This window comes from Micromonospora sp. NPDC048894 (assembly GCF_040649765.1).
Taxonomy (GTDB): Bacteria; Actinomycetota; Actinomycetes; order Mycobacteriales; family Micromonosporaceae; genus Micromonospora; species Micromonospora antibiotica.
The window spans coordinates 200,269-216,605 of sequence record NZ_JBEZFY010000007.1; the positions used below are offsets into that span (position 1 = coordinate 200,269).

The following is a 16,337-nucleotide window of genomic DNA, read 5'->3' on the forward strand; positions in this document are numbered from 1 at the left end:
CCCGGCCGGCAACCGGGCGAAACGCGTTTGCTTCGCCGGGAGCGGGGCATCCCGCCGCATGTACCGGGTGGAGCAGCTGATCGGCGGGGTGTGGGGCGCGGGCGGCGAGGGTGGTGAGCTGACGGTCCACGATCCGGCCGACGGCTCCCCCGTCGGCACCGTGCCGGTGGCGACGGCGGACGAGGTGGCCAAGGCGGTCGAGGCGGCCCGGGAGGTGGCCGCCGAGTGGGCGGCCACCGCGACGGCGCAGCGTGCGGAGCTGCTGCTCCAGGCAGCGGACGCGGTGGCGGCGGACGCGGAGGAGTTGGCCGCGGCGACCACGGCGGAGATGGGCAAGCCGCTGGGTGACGCCCGGGGCGGGGTGGCGGCCGGCGTGGGCACCCTGCGCCAGTACGCCGAACTGGGCCCGCTGCGGGGCGGCCGGACGCTGCACGGCGGCGTCGACGCGATCGACTTCATGACGCCGCAGCCTCGGGGGGTGGTCGCCGCGATCACCCCGTGGAACGACCCGGTGGCGGTCTCCTGCGGCCTGCTCGGTGCCGCCCTGGTCACCGGCAACGTGGTGCTGTTCAAGCCCAGCGAACGGACCCCGGTGACCGGTTGGCTGCTGGCCCGGCTGCTCGACGGGGTGTTCCCGGCGGGGGTGCTGTCCCTGCTGACCGGGGGCGCGGAGGTGGGTGCGGCGTTGGCCGCGCAGCCGGTGGACGTGGTGGCGCACGTCGGTGCCACCACGACCGGCCGGGCGATCGCGGCGGCCTGCGCCCGGACCGGGGCCAAGGCCCTGCTGGAGAACGGCGGCAGCGACCCGCTGGTGGTCGACGCCGGGGTGGACCCGGGCTGGGCGGCCGAACAGGCGGCCCTCGGGGCGTTAGCCAACGCCGGGCAGCTCTGCGTGGCGGTGGAGCGGATCTACGCGCACCGGGACGTCGCGGAGGACTTCGTCGACGCGCTGGTGCAGCGGGCCGGGGCGCTGGTCGTCGGGCCGGGGCGCGACCCGGCCACCGAGCTGGGCCCGCTTGTCGACCGGCGGCACCGCGACCAGGTGCACGGGCAGGTCACGGCGGCGGTGGCGCAGGGGGCGACGCTACGCGCCGGTGGGGTGCTGCCGGACGGGCCGGGGGCGTTCTATCCGGCGACGGTGGTCACCGACTGCCGGCACGAGATGACGCTGGTCCGGGAGGAGACGTTCGGGCCGGTGGCGGCGGTGGTGACGGTGGACTCGTTCAGCGAGGCGCTGCGGTGTGCCGCCGACTCGCCGTACGGGCTGGCGGCGACGGTGCTGACCGGGTCGATGAGCCACGCCCAGCGGGCCTGGCGGGAGCTGCCGGTGGGCACCGTGAAGGTCAACGCGGTGTTCGGGGGCGCTCCGGGTGGTGCCGCGCAGCCACGCCGGGGCAGCGGCCACGGCTTCGGGTACGGCCCGGAACTGCTGGACGAGTTCAGCGCGGTCAAGGCGGTCCACCTGGAACCGCCGGCCGGCGGGCACTGGTGAGCCGGGCCGCCCCGAACCGGAGCGGCCCGCGTACCTCACCGGATCCGGCGGTCAGTCGCCCCGGGCCTTGCGGGTGGCCCGGTCGTTGGCCTTCTCGATGGCCTTGACCAGTTCCGGCTTGGTCATCCGACTGCGGCCGGGCACGTCGAGTTTCTTCGCCACCTGCATCAGGTGGTCCTTGGTGGCGTTGGCGTCCACTCCACCGGCGGTGGGTGCCCGGCGGGCGGGGCCACCGCCTGCGGCCTGCCGGTCGCTGGGTCCCTTGCGTCCCTTGGGTTCCCAGTGGTCGCCGACCTTCTCGAAGCTGTGCTTGACGGCGGCGAAGGCGGCGCGGTGCGCCCGTTCCCCCTCGCCGTAGGTCTGCACCGCCGAGTCGTGTGTCTTCTCCCAGGTGCGTTGCGCCTTGTCCGGGGAGCGTCGCAGCGTGCTGGGCAGTACCTCGCGCCCGGGCATCTCGTCCTCCTCCGCGTCGACTGTCTGGCTGTCTGCACGGTTCCCTGCGCCCGCACCGGCAAACACGGGCGTCGGGTTTGTCGATTTCCGCCGTCGGGTACCGCCCGGCCCAGGCGCGCACCGGACGTCGGGTCCGCGGGTCGCCGGGCGACGAGGAGCCGAGCATGGCAGCGACGACGGAGCCGACCGCGGTCGCCGAGGACGGACCGCAGCTGCGGATTCCCCGGCGGATGCGCCAGTTGAGCTGGTCCACCTGGCGGGGGGTGCTGATCCGCAGCGGGCAGGGTTTCGTGAAGGACAACTGCGCCGACTGGGCGGCGGCGTTGACCTACTACGGGGTGCTCGCCCTCTTTCCGTCCACGGTCGTGGTGGTCGCCCTGGTCGGTCTGGTCTCCGACGGCGAGCGCACCGTGGACACGGTGTTGGATCTGGCCCGCGACATCGGGGCCGGCTCGGTGGTCGGCAACGAGGGTTTCGTCTCGGTGGTCCGCACGGTGGTCGACCAGCAGAGCGGCACGAAGGTGCTGCTCAGCTTCGGGTTGGCGGGCGCGTTGTGGTCGGCGTCCGGGTTCATCGGCGCGTTCACCCGGGCCTCCAACGCGATCTACGGGGTCGAGGAGGGCCGCCCGTTCTACCGGCTGCGCCCGTTGCAGATCGCGATGGCCGCGTTGTCGCTGGTGCTGCTCGCGGTGGTGGCGCTGGGCCTGATCGTCAGCGGGCCGGTGACCGACGCGGTGGGCGACCTGGTGGGGGCGGGTGGACTGGCCCGCACGGTGTGGAGCGTCGCGAAGTGGCCGGTGCTGGCCATGGTGATGATGACACTTTTGTCGCTGATGTTCTGGATAGCACCGAACGTCCGGCAGCCCCGGTTCCGCTGGCTCACCCCGGGCGGGGCGGTGGCCCTGCTGTCCTGGATCGTCGTCTCCTTCGGTTTCGGCCTCTACGTGGCCAACTTCGGCTCGTACGACGTCACCTACGGCAGCCTGGGCGCGGTCATCGCCTTCCTGGTGTGGCTGTACCTGTCGAACTCGGCGCTGATGTTCGGGGTGCAGATCAACGCCGAGTTGCAGCGGGGACGCCGGTTGCAGGCGGGCCGGGACGCCGCGGCTGAGCCGGCGTTGCCGCCGAAGGCCACCGCCGGTTCGTGACCGGTCGGGTACCCGTGTCCGGCCCGGCGTTTCCCCGCACCGACTGCGGGTAGCACACCAGACATGGAACGTGGCAGCAGCAAGCACGCACCGAGGGTCGACGACCAGATGAGCCAGGAGGTCAGCGGCCTCGTCCAGGGGCCGGGCACCGCGGGCTCGCGGGTCGAGGAGTTCCGCGAGGCGGAGCCGGCCGGCGAGGACCAGCCGGGCGCCACCACGGCCCCGGCGGGCGACCTGCGGACCGGCACCCCCCAGGGGATGACCTCGGAGGACGTGGAGGCGCGCAGCCGGTTGGGCCGGTTCATCACGATGGCGGCCCTGCCGGGGGACCGCCTGGCCCTGATCGCCAACGCGCGGGAGAACCAGGCGCCCGACGACCTCGTGGCCGCCCTGGAGCGGCTGCCGGAGGGCACCCGTTACCAGACGATTTCCGAGGTGTGGGCCGCCCTCGGGCACCGAAACGAGACGACGCGCTGGTGACCGGATCGGCCCACGATCCGGACGACCACCAGCGGGCAGAGGAGGACTTCCAATGAGCGGCGTTATCGAACATGTGGACGTGTCCGTACCGGTACGGACCGCCTACGACCAGTGGACCCAGTTCGAGGAGTTCCCCCACTTCATGGAGGGGGTGCAGGAGGTCCGGCAGCTGTCGGACACGATGACCCACTGGACGGTGGAGATCGCCGGGGTCAAGCGCGAGTTCGACGCCGAGATCACCGAGCAGCTGCCCGACGAGCGGGTGGCCTGGAAGTCGACAGGCGGCACCCAGCAGGCCGGCGTGGTGACGTTCCACCGCCTCGACGAGGACAACACCCGGGTGACCCTGCAGATGGACTTCGAGCCGCACGGCGTGGTCGAGCAGGCCGGCGACAAGCTCGGCGTGGTGGACCGGCGCACCAAGGGTGACCTGGAGCGGTTCAAGCAGTTCATCGAGCGTCGCGGTCAGGAGACCGGCGCGTGGCGCGGGTCGGTCGACCGCCCGCAGCCCTGATCCACACCCACGCACGTACGTCAGGCGCTCCACCGACGGCCGCCGGCTCCCCCGGCGGCCGTCCGCGGTGCCGGGGTGTTGCGGTCCGCCCCCGGGTTGGCCGTTTGCGATCATCTGGTCGGGGTACCGCGAAGGGATGACGGACAACGACGGCAGGGTCTGGCGGGACGAGGAGAAGACACCGCTGGAGGAGTTGGACCGGGCGATCGCGCGGTCCACCATCGACGGGCAGGCCGACGATCCGACCGGCAACGACGCGGGTGAGGAGGCGGCCTTCGGGCACGGCCCCGAACCGGTGGACCGGGGTGCCGGCCCGGCCGCCGAGCGTCGGGAGATGACCGACACCGAGCGTGCCTACCGCCCCTCCACGACGGGACGTACCGGCCCGGACACCATGTGATCCAACGGCCCGCTCAGTCGGCCGGTGCGGCGGTGCGGCGGGCGGCTGCCGCGTGCGCCACCAGCAGGGCAACCGCCAGCACCGTCAGCACCGGGCCGAGCAACCGCACCGACGTGTCACCGAGCAGCACCCCGAGCCCGGCCGGGATGAGGGCGGCCCCGATCCCGGCTGCGCCAATCTGCACGCCGATCACCCGGTCCGCGTGCTGCCGACCGACCCGCTCCGCCGTGCTCAGGGTGAGCAGCGGGAACACCGGCGCGGCGGCGAAACCGAGCACGACCAGGCCGGCCACCGTCACCCAGCCCGGGGCCGGCAGCGCGATCAGCACCGCCCCGACGGCCATCCCCAGCAGGCTGCCCCGCAGCACCCGGGCGGTGCCGAGCCGTTCGGCGACCAGCCCCTGCACCACCCGGCCGACGAACAGGCTCCCCCAGTAGGCGGAGACGCTCAGCCCGGCGACCGCGGCGGACAGCCCTCGCCCCTCGGTGAGCAGCAGGAACGCGTAGAGCCCGGCGGACACCTCGATGGCCACGTAGATGGCGAAGGCGAGCGCGCCGAACCAGACGGCGGGCAGCCGCAGGGTCTCGGCGATCCGCACCACGGCCGGCTCCGCCGCCCCGCCCGGCGTCGCCACCCCGCCCAGCACAACGTCGTCGACCGGACCACGCTGCGGGGGCCCGACCGGCGCGGCGGCGACGGCGTCGACCGGTGCACTGGCGGCGGTCTCCCCGGCCGGCCCGGCGCGCTTCGGCGACCCCGGGCCGCCCGCCCGGTCCCGCCACGCGCCGACGGTGAGCGCGAACGCGGTGGCCAGCGCGAGCTGGGCGGCGGCGGTGACCGCGTATCCCCAGCGCCAGCCCGCGCCGGTGCTCAGCATGGCGGTCATCACCAGGGGGCCGATCGCCACGCCGAGGCCGAAGAAGGCGTGCATCCAGTTCATGTGCCGGGGGCCGAACGCCCCGGCCGCGTACGCGTTGAGGCCGGAGTCGATGGCTCCGGAGCCGAGGCCGAGCACCAGCGCACAGCAGATCAGCACGGTCAGCCCGGGTGCGCTGGCGTACCCGGTCAGCGCCAGGCTGGCCAGCAGGGTGCTGCCGGCGAGCAGCCGGCCCACGCCGAGCCGGGCGAGGGTGAACCCGGCCAGGACGCTGGAGGTGAGGTAGCCGATCGTGCCGGCGGTGAGCACCAGGCCGACCGCTGCGGTGGGTACGCCGAACTCGGTGCTGATCGAGGGCCAGCCGACGCCGAGCAGGCCGTCGGGCAGGCCGAGGCTGACGAAGGCGAGGTAGGCGAGCAGGAGCAGGGAGGTACGGGGCGGGGCGACGGGCACGGAGGCTCATCCTGCCGCATCATCGAGAACGGGTCGACGTGATTGTCGCCTCCCCCGAACCGGTGGTTTGGAACGCCCGGACGGGCAGGAAAGCGGACAGGTAGTCCAGAATCCACCGTTCGGCTGACGGTAATCCGCAGGGGGCGCGCAAGACTTTCGGGATGCAACAGGGCTCCGGTTTCCTCACCCCTCGTCAGCGTCGCCTGGCCTGGCTCGGCTTCCTGCTCGCCGCGCTCCAGGCTCCGGTCTCCGCCAAATTCTCCTCCGACGACTCGTGGCTGTTCAGCCTCTGCGTCGCGCTGATGGTGGCCACCGTGATCATCGCCGACGACGCCGGCCGTCGTCGCCCGGCCGACGCCACCCCCGCGGAATGACACCCGCCCGGCCGTACCGCTGATCAGGGGGTCGGGCCGGGGAACTCCCGCTGCGGGCAGCTGAGCGGACGGGCCGGGTCGACCCGGTGCAGGGCGTACCCGGTCCCCTGGGTCGGGACGTGCGTGCTGGGTGCCCGGTCGCCGAGCTGGACCAGGGCGTGCCAGCCGGTGCGCTGGGCGGTATAGAGCGTGCAGCCGTCGAGGACCTGGGTGTGCTGCCGGGCGGCCACGGTGGCCCGGCCCTGGGCGAAGGTCGCCGGGTCGGCCGGGTCGCTCTCCGCCAGCAGCAGCGACGACGCGGCGGTCGTGGTGTTCGCCCAGAACGACTCCCCCGCCGTCAGGTAGAGGTCGGCGACGGTGATCACGTCGTGGTCGACCAGGCTGGAGAAGGTCAGGTCGGGGTCGGCCGCTCCGGTGGTGCCGGAGTGGGTCACCGGCGGCAGGGTGATCGTGGTGGTGTCCGTGCGCTGCTGCACCCAGTACGGGCCGGCCGTGTACGCGCTCACGGCGGCCGTGTACGCGCCGAACGGCCGGTGCCCGGCCGTGGAGTCGACCACCACGAAGTCGGTGCGCCCGACGCCGTACCAGCTGGTGGCCAGGGTGGTGCCGGCGGCGTCGCGCAGGGTCAGGTCCCAGTCGGCGGTCGCGCCGGGCTGGACGGCGACCACCGACCAGCGCCGCTGGTAGGTGCGGTAGACGTAGTCCTGCGCGGTGCGGGCGACCAGCACGTCGCCGTCGCCGAGTCCGGTGCCGGCGACCGCCGCGCCGGGGTACGGCAGCGGTGCGACGAGGGTCACCGCGAGGAGGGCGGCGAGGTGCGCGCCGCACCACCGGCGGCCGGTTCGGGACATTGCCATCGGTGGGATTCCTTCCAGGCGGGATCTGGACTGTAGCGACGTCGGGGCGCCACGGGGCGCTACCGCGCTGTCGGATATCGGCCCCACCGCGCCGGCCGTCCCTGTGCGACCTTGTCCCCAGCCGCACCCGGCACCACGACCAGCCACGTCGGCTGCCGCCCCGGGCAGCGACCGACGCAGGTCGACTGCCGCTCCCGGGCAACCGGACCACCGTGCGCCCACCGGCGGCACCCGGACCACCGCCGACCCGACCGCTGAGGAGCACCGACCGTGACGAGACGACCGACGGTGTGGACCTGGTTGCTGAGCCTGCTGGCAGCCGTGCTGCTCGCCCCGACGCCCGCCCCGGCCGCCCCGGCCGCCCCGGCCGCCCCGGCCGGCGCTGAACGGGACGCCCGCGACCGGGCCACCACCCGCAGCGCCGCGCAGCAGGCGTCGTGGTCCACCGGCCCGGTCGCCGCCGGCGCCACCCAGGGCTGGGTGTGGAACAACGCCAACCCGCTCAACGCCGCCTACCAGGTGGGCTTCTCCCCGACCGGGGCGAACTCCACGACCCCGTGCGAGTTCGAGGTGACCCGCAGCTGGTACTCCCGGCAGCCCAGCGGCGAGCGGCGCTTCCACTTCGTGATCCGCAACAGCGGTACGACCAGCTGTGGGGCCACCGTCCTGCTGTCCTGGCTGACCCCGACCCACGACTGGTCGACCGGGGCGTTGGCCCCCGGGGCGAGCGGCAACTACGGCTGGGTGGAGCAGATCGCGCCGACGGTGTCGTACCTGCTGGGGCTGACGCCGACCGGGGCGACCGCGACGGCCGCCTGCCAGCTGGAGATCACCCGCACCTGGTACCGGCAGGAGCCCGACGGGGTCCGGAAGTTCTACTTCGTGCTGCGCAACATCGGCACGATCACCTGCTCCGGGCAGTTCCAGCTCGCCCAGACCAGCCCGGCGGCCTCCTGGTCGACCGGCACCCTGGCCGTCGGCGCCTCGGCCAGCTGGACCTGGACCAACGCCAACCCGCTGAGCGCGGTCTACCTGCCCGGGGCGTCCCCGACGGGTGCCGGCGGCGGCACCGCCTGCCAGTTGGAGGTGACCCGGAGCCGGTACGCGCAGCGGATCAACCCGGACGGCACCAGCCAACGGCAGTACCTCCTGACCGTCGGCAACGTCGGGCAACTGCCCTGCGCCGGCACCGTCCTGCTCGGCTCGCTGACCCCCTGAGGCGCGGCCCCGGGCCAGCCTGGGACGGGCCCGGGGCCAGCCCTGGGACACGCCCCGGGCCAGCCCTGGGACGGGCCGGGGGACCCGGATCGGGTGTCCGGGTCGTCCCGTTGCCGCCCGTCCCGGCCGCGCAGGTGGCCGGTGAGCGCGGTGTTCCCTCTGCCCGCCGGGGACCGGGTCGGTCCGCGTGGCGGAGGCCGGCCGGCCGCAAGGGTGCGCCGGGACCGGCCGGGCGGCCGACCCCGCCCCGGTCAGCCGGTGGCTAACCTCGGTCCTCATGCGAGTGCCGTACCCCCAGGGAGCGACCGGGACCGCCGTGCGCGCGGCACGCTCCCGGCTGGCCCTGCTCACCGCCTCGGTCGGTGCTCCCGGCCTCGCCGCCGCGCGGGCCCGGCCGGGCCTGCTGGCGCTGGTCGACCAGCACGCCGCAGCCGTCCGGGACAGCCTCGACGGTGACCGCCGGCCGCTCACCCCGGCGGCCCTGGCCGGCTATGCCGAGGGGATCCGGGACACCGCCGGCGCGCACGGCCTGCTGCCCGTCGGCGCGGCCGACTTCGCCGCGCCGGACTGGGTGCTGACCCGGCTGCTCGCGGTCTGCGCCCTGGCCCGCACCCTCGACCCCCGGCACCTCGACCCGGCCTGACCGACCGCGGCGGGGACGGCCCGGCGCAGCGCGAACGGGAGGGCGTCCGCGTCGCGCGGACACCCTCCCGGTGGTACGTGCCGACTCAGCTGCCCGGACGACCGAACTGCTGGGTCTCGTCGCCGGACTGACCCGACTGGTAGGTGCCCCGGCCACCGGCCATCGTCCGGGCCTCGTCGACGCGCGGCATGGTCTGCGTCCGCTCGCCGCCCCGGTCGGCCATCTGCCGGCTCATGTCGCCCTGCCCGGCCGCGCGGGCCCGCCGGTGCTCCTGGACCGCCCGCGACTCCTCGGCCGCCCGGTCCAGCCAGCCGTCCCAGCGGGACTGCATCGGCTTCACCAGACCACCGCCGACGCCGACGATCAGGATGCCGGCCACGGTGGCGAGCACCGCGATCAGGACCGGCGTGGTGACCGTGGTGGCGATACCGACCTGGTTCAGCGCGGCGATGACGCCCAGCGCCAGGATGAAGACCGCCACCAGGTCGGCGAGCACCTTGCCGTACGACAGGCCGCCGAGCGCACCGGAGACCAGGTCCCGGACGGCGTTGGCGATAGCGGCGGCCACCACCACGATGACGATCGCGATGAACGCCCGTGGCAGCCAGGCCACCACCCCCCGGATGAGGTCGCTGATCGCGTTGGGCCCCCACACCCCGAAGGCGAACTGCAGGGTGAACAGCAGCACCGCGTAGTACGCCAGTCGGGCCAGGATGTCACTGGCGTCGTACTTGGTGCGTTCCAGCGCCCGTCTGATCCCGCCCCGTTCGACCGCCCGGTCGAAGCCCACCCGTTCCAGCGCCGCGTCCACGATCTTGAGTACCGCGCGGGCGATGAGCCAGCCCACCACGAGGATGACGATGAACGCGATGGCCCTCGGCACAAAGAGCAGCACCGACCGCCACATGTCGGTCAAGGCGCTACCGATGTCGACCTGCCTGACCGCAAGGGTTTCCGGCATGATGTCCCTCCTGTCCAATGGACTGCGCCGCCCGGTTACCCGTCCGTCGCACCAGCACGCCGCAGAATCCGTACGGATTTTTCCGACATGTCTTTAGAAAGGCCCCTGACCTGCACGAACATCTCCGGCAGCGGCGTCGGGCAGGCGGCACGGGGCACGATCGGTTCGCCCCGGGACGCCGCCGGATAGGCTGCGGACATGCCAGGCACGGTCGGGCGGGTCCCGACGTCACCAGCCCCCGTACCGGGACCGGACGGGGTCTCACCGGCGGTGGCTGCCGTGCGGGCCCACCCGTGGGCCGACACCCCGCTGGGCCCGCAACAGGGCTGGGACGTGACGGTCCGCGTGCTGGTCGACGTGATCCTGTCCTCCCCCGTACCGATGGCGCTGCACTACGGCGACGACTTCGTGCTGCTCTACAACCAGGCGTACGCCGAGGTGATCGGCGACCGGCACCCCGGCGCGCTGGGCCGGCCGGCCCCCGAGGTGTACGCCGACCTGTGGCACGCCCCCGGCGTCGGTGAGGTGATCGAGCGGGCCTACCGGCACGGGGAGTCGTTCCTGCAGAAGGAGTCGGTGCTCCCGGTCCACCAGCACGCCACCGGCGAACACGCGGTCTTCACCCGGGGGCACTCCCCGGTGCGCGACAGCACCGGACGGATCGTCGGCGTGCTCACCGTCGCCGCCCAGACCAGCCAGCTCACCCAGCAGTTGCAGAGCCTGTCCGACTTCGCCGCGGCACTGTCGGGCACCCTCACCCTGGACGACGTGGCCCGGGTGACGTTGCGCTACGCGCTGCACTCCTTCGACGCCGACCAGGTCTCCTTCGCGGTCGACGACGGCCCGGCCTGGCGGCTGGTCCGCCGGATCCGGGGCGAACTGCTCGACGAGGCCGACGAGCGGCTGCCCCCGCTGTGGCGGCCGGTCCCGGCCGACACCACCGCGCCGGTGGTGGTCGGTGCACACAGCGGGGTGCCCTTCTTCGCCGGGGACGGCCAGCCGCTGCGGGACACCGCCGTCGACCGGCACGACCAGAAGATTCGCTCGCTGGCCGCACTGCCGCTGCGCTCGTCGGTGATCCGGGGCGGGATCGCCGTGGGCTACCAGACCCCGCACGGCTGGTCGGCGGCGGAACGGGCACTGCTGGCCGCCTCGGCCGAGCTGGTCGGCCAGGCGGCGGAGCGGGCCCGCCGGTTCGAGACCCAGCACGGCACGGCGCAACTGCTGCAACGCAGCATGCTCCCGGAGCAGTTACCGGCCCTGCCCCGGCTGCGCATCGCCGCCCGCTACGACCCGGGTGTCGACGGCAACGCCGCCGGTGGTGACTTCTACGACGCGTTCCTGCTGCCCTCCGGCGACCTGGGTGTGGTGCTCGGCGACGTCGCCGGGCACGACGTGCAAGCGGCGGCCCGGATGGGGCAGGTCCGGGCGGCGCTGCGGGCGCTGGCGCTGACCGACCCGCGACCGGACGCTGTCCTGGCCGGGCTGGACCGGCTGGTGGCGAGCCTGGGCACCGAGACGGGCACCCACGAACTCTTCGTCACCGTGGTCTTCGGGGTGGTCGACGCCGACCGGAGTGAGATCACCCTGGCCAGCGCCGGGCACCCCCCGCCGCTGATCCGGCGCGGCGGGCCGGACGGCGTCGCCACCGCCACCTTCGTCGAACTGCCGACCGGCGCACCCCTCGGGTTGGGCTGCCGACCCCCGACCGCCACCGTGCCGCTCGCCCCCGGCGACACCCTGCTGCTCTACAGCGACGGGGTGGTCGAGCGGCGACGGCAGAGCCTCACCGCCGGCCTGGCCGGGTTGGCGGCGGCGGTGGCCGGGGCGGCCAGCGGTGACCCCCGGGCGCTCTGCGCCGTCGCCACCGGCGCGGTCCCCGGCGCCACCGAGGACGACGTGGCGGTGCTCGCGGTGGAGCACGCGCTCAAGCCGAGCCGCTCCGCCGGGATGGAGATGCCCGCCGAGCCGACCGCACCCAGCCGGGTACGCCACTGGATGACGGCACAACTGGGCGAGTGGCAGGTGCCCGACGCGGTGATCGGCGCGGCGGTGCTGTGCACCAGCGAGCTGACCACCAACGCGTTGCTGCACGCCGGCACCGCCGCCCGGGTGGAGATCGACCTCAGCCCCGAGCGCCTGCTGGTGTCGGTGGCCGACTCGGGCACCCGAGGCACGGTGACCCGGGCCCAGACCGACACGCTGAGCAGCCGGGGCCGGGGCCTCGGGTTGATCGAACAGCTCTCCGACGCCTGGGGCACCGACCCGACGGTGCGGGGCTCGACCGTCTGGTTCGAGATCCTCCTGCCCCCGACCTGACCGGGAGTCCCGCCGGGGCCACGCTTCAAGGTCGCGCTCGAACCATGTTGTAGTGGCCTCGCCACGGGGCGGTTTCAAGCGGTCGTAGACCACTACAACCTGGAAATAGCGCGATCTTGCCTACCTGGGTACGGGTCCGGAGACAAGCCGGACACCCAGGCTTAGCCCGGCCATCGACGGGGCACAGTCCCACCCCCGCCCACATCCGTGGCCGGGGGTGAGAGGTGGTCGGGGTGGAACTGGTCGATGTCGAGTTCGCGCTGGTGGGCGCGGGAGCCCTGCTGGCCGGGGTGCTCCCCCGACTGCTGGAGCGCCGCCCGCTGTCCATGCCGATAGCGTTCCTCGGCCTCGGGATGCTGGTTTTCGCGCTGCCCATCGGCCTGCCCTCCCCGGACCCGCTGCGCTACCCGCAGGTCGCCACCCACCTGACCGAGATCGGCGTGATCGTGGCGCTGATGGGCGCCGGGTTGAAGATCGACCGACCGTTGAGCTGGAAACGCTGGTCGTCGACCTGGCGGTTGCTGGCGATCGCGATGCCGATCTGCATCGCGGCGGTGGCGCTGCTCGGCTGGTGGTGGGCGGGTCTGGTGCCGGCCGCCGCGCTGCTGCTCGGTGCGGCCCTGGCCCCGACCGACCCGGTGCTCGCCTCGGACGTCCAGGTCGGCGAACCCACCGACGCCGAGGACTCCGAGGACGAGGTGCGCTTCGCGCTGACCTCCGAGGCGGGCCTCAACGACGGCCTGGCGTTCCCGTTCGTCTACGCGGCCATCGCGATCGCCAGCGTCGGGCTGGCCCCGTCGGGCTGGTTCGCCGAGTGGTTCGCCGTCGACGTGCTCTACAAGCTGGCCGTCGGCGTCGGCGGTGGCCTGCTGATCGGCTGGCTGCTCGGCAAGCTCTTCTTCCGCGCCCCGAGCGAGTTGCGGCTGGCCCGGCACGCCGAGGGGTTCCTCGCGCTGGCCGCCACCTTCCTGGCGTACGGGCTGGTGGAGGTGGTCGGCGGGTACGGGTTCCTGGCCGTCTTCGTCGCCGCGCGGGCGATCCGGGCCGCCGAGCGGACCCACGAGTTCCACGCCGTGCTGCACGACTTCGCCGAGCAGACCGAGCGGCTGTTGACCGTCCTGCTGCTGCTGCTCTTCGGTGGCGCGGTGATCACCGGTCTGCTCGCCCCGCTCACCTGGCAGGCGGCGACGGTCGGGCTGGCCCTGGTGTTCGTCATCAGGCCGCTGGTGGGGTGGCTGTCGCTGCGCGGCGCACCGGGTCGGCCGGCCGAGCACTGGGTGATCTCGTCGTTCGGCATCCGGGGCGTCGGCTCGTTCTACTACCTGGCGTACGCCACCACCAAGGCGGACTTCGCCCAGGCGGACCTGATCTGGGCGACGGTCGGCCTGGTGGTGGTCGTGTCGGTGGTGGTGCACGGGATGGCCGCGACCCCGGTCATGCAGTTGCTGGACCGGGCCGGTGAACGCACCGGCGACCCGTCGGAGCAGGGTCGACGCGACGAGCCGGCCCTGGACGGCGCGCGGGGTTGACCGGTGGCCGGGTGGCCGGTCAGGTCAGTCGGCGGGCCAACTCCCGGCCCAGGTCCCGGCCGGAGCGCCAGGCGCTCTGCACCCGGGGCTTGCCGAAAGCGTCCCCGGCCAGCCCGACCAGGTCGTCGTCCAGGAAGAACGTCCCGTCGGGGTCCGGCTCGACCGGCCGGGCATACGTCCAGCGGTGCACGTGGACCAGTTCGGCCGGGTCCGGCAGGCCGAGCAGGTCGCGGACGGCCTCCTCGATCGCCGGGCCGGCCGCCCCGGGCTGGGCCAGGCGCCCGGCGGCGAACTCCGGCGTGGTGTGGGCGACCAGCACCGGGGCGGCGTCGCCGCGCCGGTCGCCGTCGTCGCAGACCAGGGCGAGCACCGGGTGCCCGTTGACGAACGCGCCCCGGAAGTCGGCCCACCGCCGGCCGGGGAAGCGCAGCACCGCCGCGAGCACCGGCGACCACCCCTGCCGTACGGCGGCCCCGGTGACCCCGGTCAGCGCCGGGTCGAGCAGCAGGGCGGCCTGCGGACCCGGGGTGCACAGCGCCACGGCGGCGGCGGACTCCCCGTCCACCACCGGGCCCGGTGCGACGCCCGACACGAACCGGTCCACGGTCACCGGCAACTCCCGGGCCAGCTCCTCGACCAGGGAACGCAGGCCGCGCGGGGCGGCCCAGCGGACCGGTCCGGGCACCTCCCGCCGGCCGTCCGGGCCGTACGCGACGAAGGTGTCGGTCCACTCCCGCACCAGCCCGGCGGCCTGCCAGCGCCCGACCACCTCGACGAAGTCCGGGTCGTCGGCGGTCAGGTACGCCGCACCCAGGTCGGCGGGGCGGCCGTCGAAGCGTCGGCTGGCCATCCGGCCCCCGGCCACCCGACCGCGTTCCCGGATCTGCACCGGCACGCCCGCCCGCACCAGTTCTGCGGCGCACGCCACCCCGGAGATGCCGGCACCCACCACGATCACATCCGCGTCCACCCGGTGATCGTATGCGCCGCGACCGGCATGACCGGGCGACCGGCGGGGTATTGGCACGGCTGTTCGAGGAGAGGTGAACCTGATGACCGACCGCAACGACCAGCAGCCCGACCCGCGTGGGGCGATCAAGGATCCGCAGGAGTGGGTGACCGGCGACGAACCGCCGACCGCCGCCCAGGAGTCGTACCTGCACACCCTGGCCCGGGAGGCCGGCGAGGAGGTGCCGGACGACCTGACGAAGGCGGAGGCGTCCCAGCGGATCGACGAGTTGCAGGAGGAGACCGGCCGGGGCCGGTGACCTCAACGGGGTGGCAGGCGGTGCAGCACGACCCGGTCGAGTTGCCCCGCCACCACCTCGGCGGTCAGGTACGTGGCGTACGGCTGGGACCGCCGGTCGGTGGGCGAGCCGGGGTTGAGCAACCGCAGGCCGCCCGGTGCGACGCTGTCCCACGGGATGTGCGAGTGGCCGAAGACGAGCAGGTCCCGATCGGGGAACCGGGCCGCGCATCGCTGTTCCCGGCCGGTCTTCGGCCCGGTCTCGTGCACCACGGCCACCCGCAGCCCGGCCAGCTCCACCTCGGCCACCTCGGGCAGCCGGGCCCGCAGGTCGGGGCCGTCGTTGTTGCCGTACACGCCGACCAGCCGACGGGCCCGGCCGACCAGCCGGTCGAGCAGTCCCACCTCGACCCAGTCCCCGGCGTGCAGCACCACGTCGGCGGCGTCCACCGCCGCCCAGACCTCGTCGGGCAGGTCCCGGGCGCGGCGGGGCAGGTGGGTGTCGGCGATCATGAGCAGCCGCATCAGGCGGACCTTCCGGGCGGGGGCCGGGCGCGGCCGGCCGGCTCAGGCGCCCTGGCCCTGATTCTGCATCAGGCCGCCGTCCATGAAGTACGTCGACCCGGTCACGTAGTCGGCGTCGTCGCTGGCGAGGAAGACGGCCAGCCGGGCGATCTCGACCGGCTCGGCGGCCCGCTTCCACGGGATGCTCTGCACCTGCTCCGCCAGGTACTTCGGGTCGTCGATGGCCTCCTGGTTGAACGGGGTGAGCACCATCCCGGGTCCGATGTTGTTGACGTTCATCCGCATCGGGGCGACCTCCAGGGCGAGGCTCTTGGCCAGTTCGAGCATGCCGCCCTTGCTGGCGTCGTAGTCCGCCCCGCCGGCCCGGGCGACCTCCTGGTGGATCGAGGTGATGTTGATGATCTTCCCGCCGCCGCCCTGGTCGCGGCGGTGCCGGACGAACCGCCGGCAGCAGAAGAACATCCCGTACAGGTTGGTACGGATGCACCGGTCCCAGGTTTCGGTGTCCAGGTCGGCCACGCCGATGCCGGAGGCGTCCACCCCGGCGTCGTTCATCAGCACGTCCACCGTGCCGAACGCCGTCAGCGCCTCGTCGAACATCGCCTCGACCTGGTGCTCGACGCTGATGTCGCCCTGCACGACCACCGCCCGCCGGCCGGCCTTCTCGATCTCGGCCCGGGTGTGGTCCGCGCCGGCGTGGTCGTGCAGGTAGTGCACCACCACGTCGGCGCCCTCCCGACCGAACTCGATCGCGGTGGCCTGCCCGATGCCCGAGTCCGAGCCGGTGATCAGGGCGGTGCGGCCGGTCAGTCGTCCACTCATCAGCGTGTTCCCTCCGTCGGTCCCGT

Annotated in this window: 18 protein-coding genes; 11 read left to right on the forward strand and 7 right to left on the reverse strand. The window is 73.8% G+C overall.

Features of this window, described 5'->3' with window-relative positions; genetic code table 11:
• The first annotated feature begins 58 nt into the window (after positions 1-58).
• Positions 59-1,492: an aldehyde dehydrogenase family protein gene (locus AB0C22_RS17780; RefSeq protein WP_357535921.1), complete on the forward strand. Its 1,434-nt coding sequence runs from the start codon at positions 59-61 to the stop codon at positions 1,490-1,492.
• Between the two features lie 51 nt (positions 1,493-1,543).
• Here the strand turns inward: AB0C22_RS17780 and AB0C22_RS17785 are convergent, their stop codons facing one another.
• On the reverse strand, positions 1,544-1,945 hold the full coding sequence (locus AB0C22_RS17785; protein ID WP_208569397.1) for a ChaB family protein: 402 nt from the start codon (positions 1,943-1,945) through the stop codon (positions 1,544-1,546).
• Between the two features lie 164 nt (positions 1,946-2,109).
• Here AB0C22_RS17785 and AB0C22_RS17790 point away from each other — a divergent pair, with 164 nt between their 5' ends.
• The 4 genes from AB0C22_RS17790 to AB0C22_RS17805 all read left to right on the forward strand — a co-directional run bounded on the left by AB0C22_RS17790 (position 2,110) and on the right by AB0C22_RS17805 (position 4,487).
• The gene (locus tag AB0C22_RS17790) at positions 2,110-3,093 is read left to right on the forward strand and encodes a YihY/virulence factor BrkB family protein (RefSeq protein WP_219469504.1); all 984 of its coding nucleotides are present in this window, start codon (positions 2,110-2,112) and stop codon (positions 3,091-3,093) included.
• Positions 3,094-3,156: 63 nt separating this feature from the next.
• Positions 3,157-3,573 carry a DUF2795 domain-containing protein gene (locus tag AB0C22_RS17795; protein ID WP_219469502.1) on the forward strand — a complete coding sequence of 139 codons (417 nt, stop codon included), beginning with the start codon at positions 3,157-3,159 and terminating at the stop codon, positions 3,571-3,573.
• Between the two features lie 52 nt (positions 3,574-3,625).
• Positions 3,626-4,087, forward strand: coding sequence for an SRPBCC family protein (locus AB0C22_RS17800; RefSeq protein ID WP_219469499.1), 462 nt, complete (start codon positions 3,626-3,628; stop codon positions 4,085-4,087).
• A 136-nt stretch (positions 4,088-4,223) separates the two neighbouring features.
• On the forward strand, positions 4,224-4,487 hold the full coding sequence (locus AB0C22_RS17805) for a hypothetical protein (protein WP_219469496.1): 264 nt from the start codon (positions 4,224-4,226) through the stop codon (positions 4,485-4,487).
• Positions 4,488-4,500: 13 nt separating this feature from the next.
• Here the strand turns inward: AB0C22_RS17805 and AB0C22_RS17810 are convergent, their stop codons facing one another.
• Positions 4,501-5,817, reverse strand: coding sequence for an MFS transporter (locus AB0C22_RS17810; RefSeq protein WP_357535924.1), 1,317 nt, complete (start codon positions 5,815-5,817; stop codon positions 4,501-4,503).
• A 161-nt stretch (positions 5,818-5,978) separates the two neighbouring features.
• On the opposite strand from AB0C22_RS17810, the gene AB0C22_RS17815 reads away from it, so the two are divergent.
• On the forward strand, positions 5,979-6,191 hold the full coding sequence (locus tag AB0C22_RS17815) for a hypothetical protein (protein WP_219469489.1): 213 nt from the start codon (positions 5,979-5,981) through the stop codon (positions 6,189-6,191).
• Positions 6,192-6,214: 23 nt separating this feature from the next.
• Here the strand turns inward: AB0C22_RS17815 and AB0C22_RS17820 are convergent, their stop codons facing one another.
• The gene (locus tag AB0C22_RS17820) at positions 6,215-7,048 is read right to left on the reverse strand and encodes a hypothetical protein (protein ID WP_219469485.1); all 834 of its coding nucleotides are present in this window, start codon (positions 7,046-7,048) and stop codon (positions 6,215-6,217) included.
• Between the two features lie 270 nt (positions 7,049-7,318).
• Between AB0C22_RS17820 and AB0C22_RS17825 the strand changes: the two genes are divergently transcribed.
• Together AB0C22_RS17825 and AB0C22_RS17830 are read left to right on the forward strand one after the other, a co-directional pair.
• Positions 7,319-8,266 carry a hypothetical protein gene (locus tag AB0C22_RS17825; protein WP_357535927.1) on the forward strand — a complete coding sequence of 316 codons (948 nt, stop codon included), beginning with the start codon at positions 7,319-7,321 and terminating at the stop codon, positions 8,264-8,266.
• Between the two features lie 277 nt (positions 8,267-8,543).
• A complete protein-coding gene (locus AB0C22_RS17830; protein WP_357535929.1) occupies positions 8,544-8,909 on the forward strand; it encodes a DUF6401 family natural product biosynthesis protein in 366 nt (121 codons plus the stop codon).
• An 85-nt stretch (positions 8,910-8,994) separates the two neighbouring features.
• Here AB0C22_RS17830 and AB0C22_RS17835 read toward each other — a convergent pair whose 3' ends face one another.
• Positions 8,995-9,870, reverse strand: coding sequence for a hypothetical protein (locus AB0C22_RS17835; RefSeq protein WP_208569387.1), 876 nt, complete (start codon positions 9,868-9,870; stop codon positions 8,995-8,997).
• Positions 9,871-10,068: 198 nt separating this feature from the next.
• On the opposite strand from AB0C22_RS17835, the gene AB0C22_RS17840 reads away from it, so the two are divergent.
• Both AB0C22_RS17840 and AB0C22_RS17845 read left to right on the forward strand, forming a co-directional pair.
• Entirely contained in the window at positions 10,069-12,189 is a 2,121-nt protein-coding gene (locus tag AB0C22_RS17840; RefSeq protein WP_357535931.1) for a SpoIIE family protein phosphatase, read from the forward strand.
• Between the two features lie 233 nt (positions 12,190-12,422).
• On the forward strand, positions 12,423-13,718 hold the full coding sequence (locus tag AB0C22_RS17845; RefSeq protein WP_219469474.1) for a cation:proton antiporter: 1,296 nt from the start codon (positions 12,423-12,425) through the stop codon (positions 13,716-13,718).
• Positions 13,719-13,737: 19 nt separating this feature from the next.
• Here the strand turns inward: AB0C22_RS17845 and AB0C22_RS17850 are convergent, their stop codons facing one another.
• A complete protein-coding gene (locus AB0C22_RS17850; RefSeq protein ID WP_357536111.1) occupies positions 13,738-14,676 on the reverse strand; it encodes an FAD-dependent oxidoreductase in 939 nt (312 codons plus the stop codon).
• 94 nt (positions 14,677-14,770) lie between these two features.
• Between AB0C22_RS17850 and AB0C22_RS17855 the strand changes: the two genes are divergently transcribed.
• On the forward strand, positions 14,771-14,986 hold the full coding sequence (locus AB0C22_RS17855; RefSeq protein WP_208569384.1) for a DUF3072 domain-containing protein: 216 nt from the start codon (positions 14,771-14,773) through the stop codon (positions 14,984-14,986).
• Positions 14,987-14,988: 2 nt separating this feature from the next.
• On the opposite strand, the gene AB0C22_RS17860 is transcribed toward AB0C22_RS17855, so the two are convergent.
• Positions 14,989-15,489 carry a metallophosphoesterase gene (locus tag AB0C22_RS17860; protein ID WP_219469471.1) on the reverse strand — a complete coding sequence of 167 codons (501 nt, stop codon included), beginning with the start codon at positions 15,487-15,489 and terminating at the stop codon, positions 14,989-14,991.
• 42 nt (positions 15,490-15,531) lie between these two features.
• A complete protein-coding gene (locus AB0C22_RS17865; protein WP_219469468.1) occupies positions 15,532-16,311 on the reverse strand; it encodes an SDR family oxidoreductase in 780 nt (259 codons plus the stop codon).
• Positions 16,312-16,337: the final 26 nt, after the last annotated feature.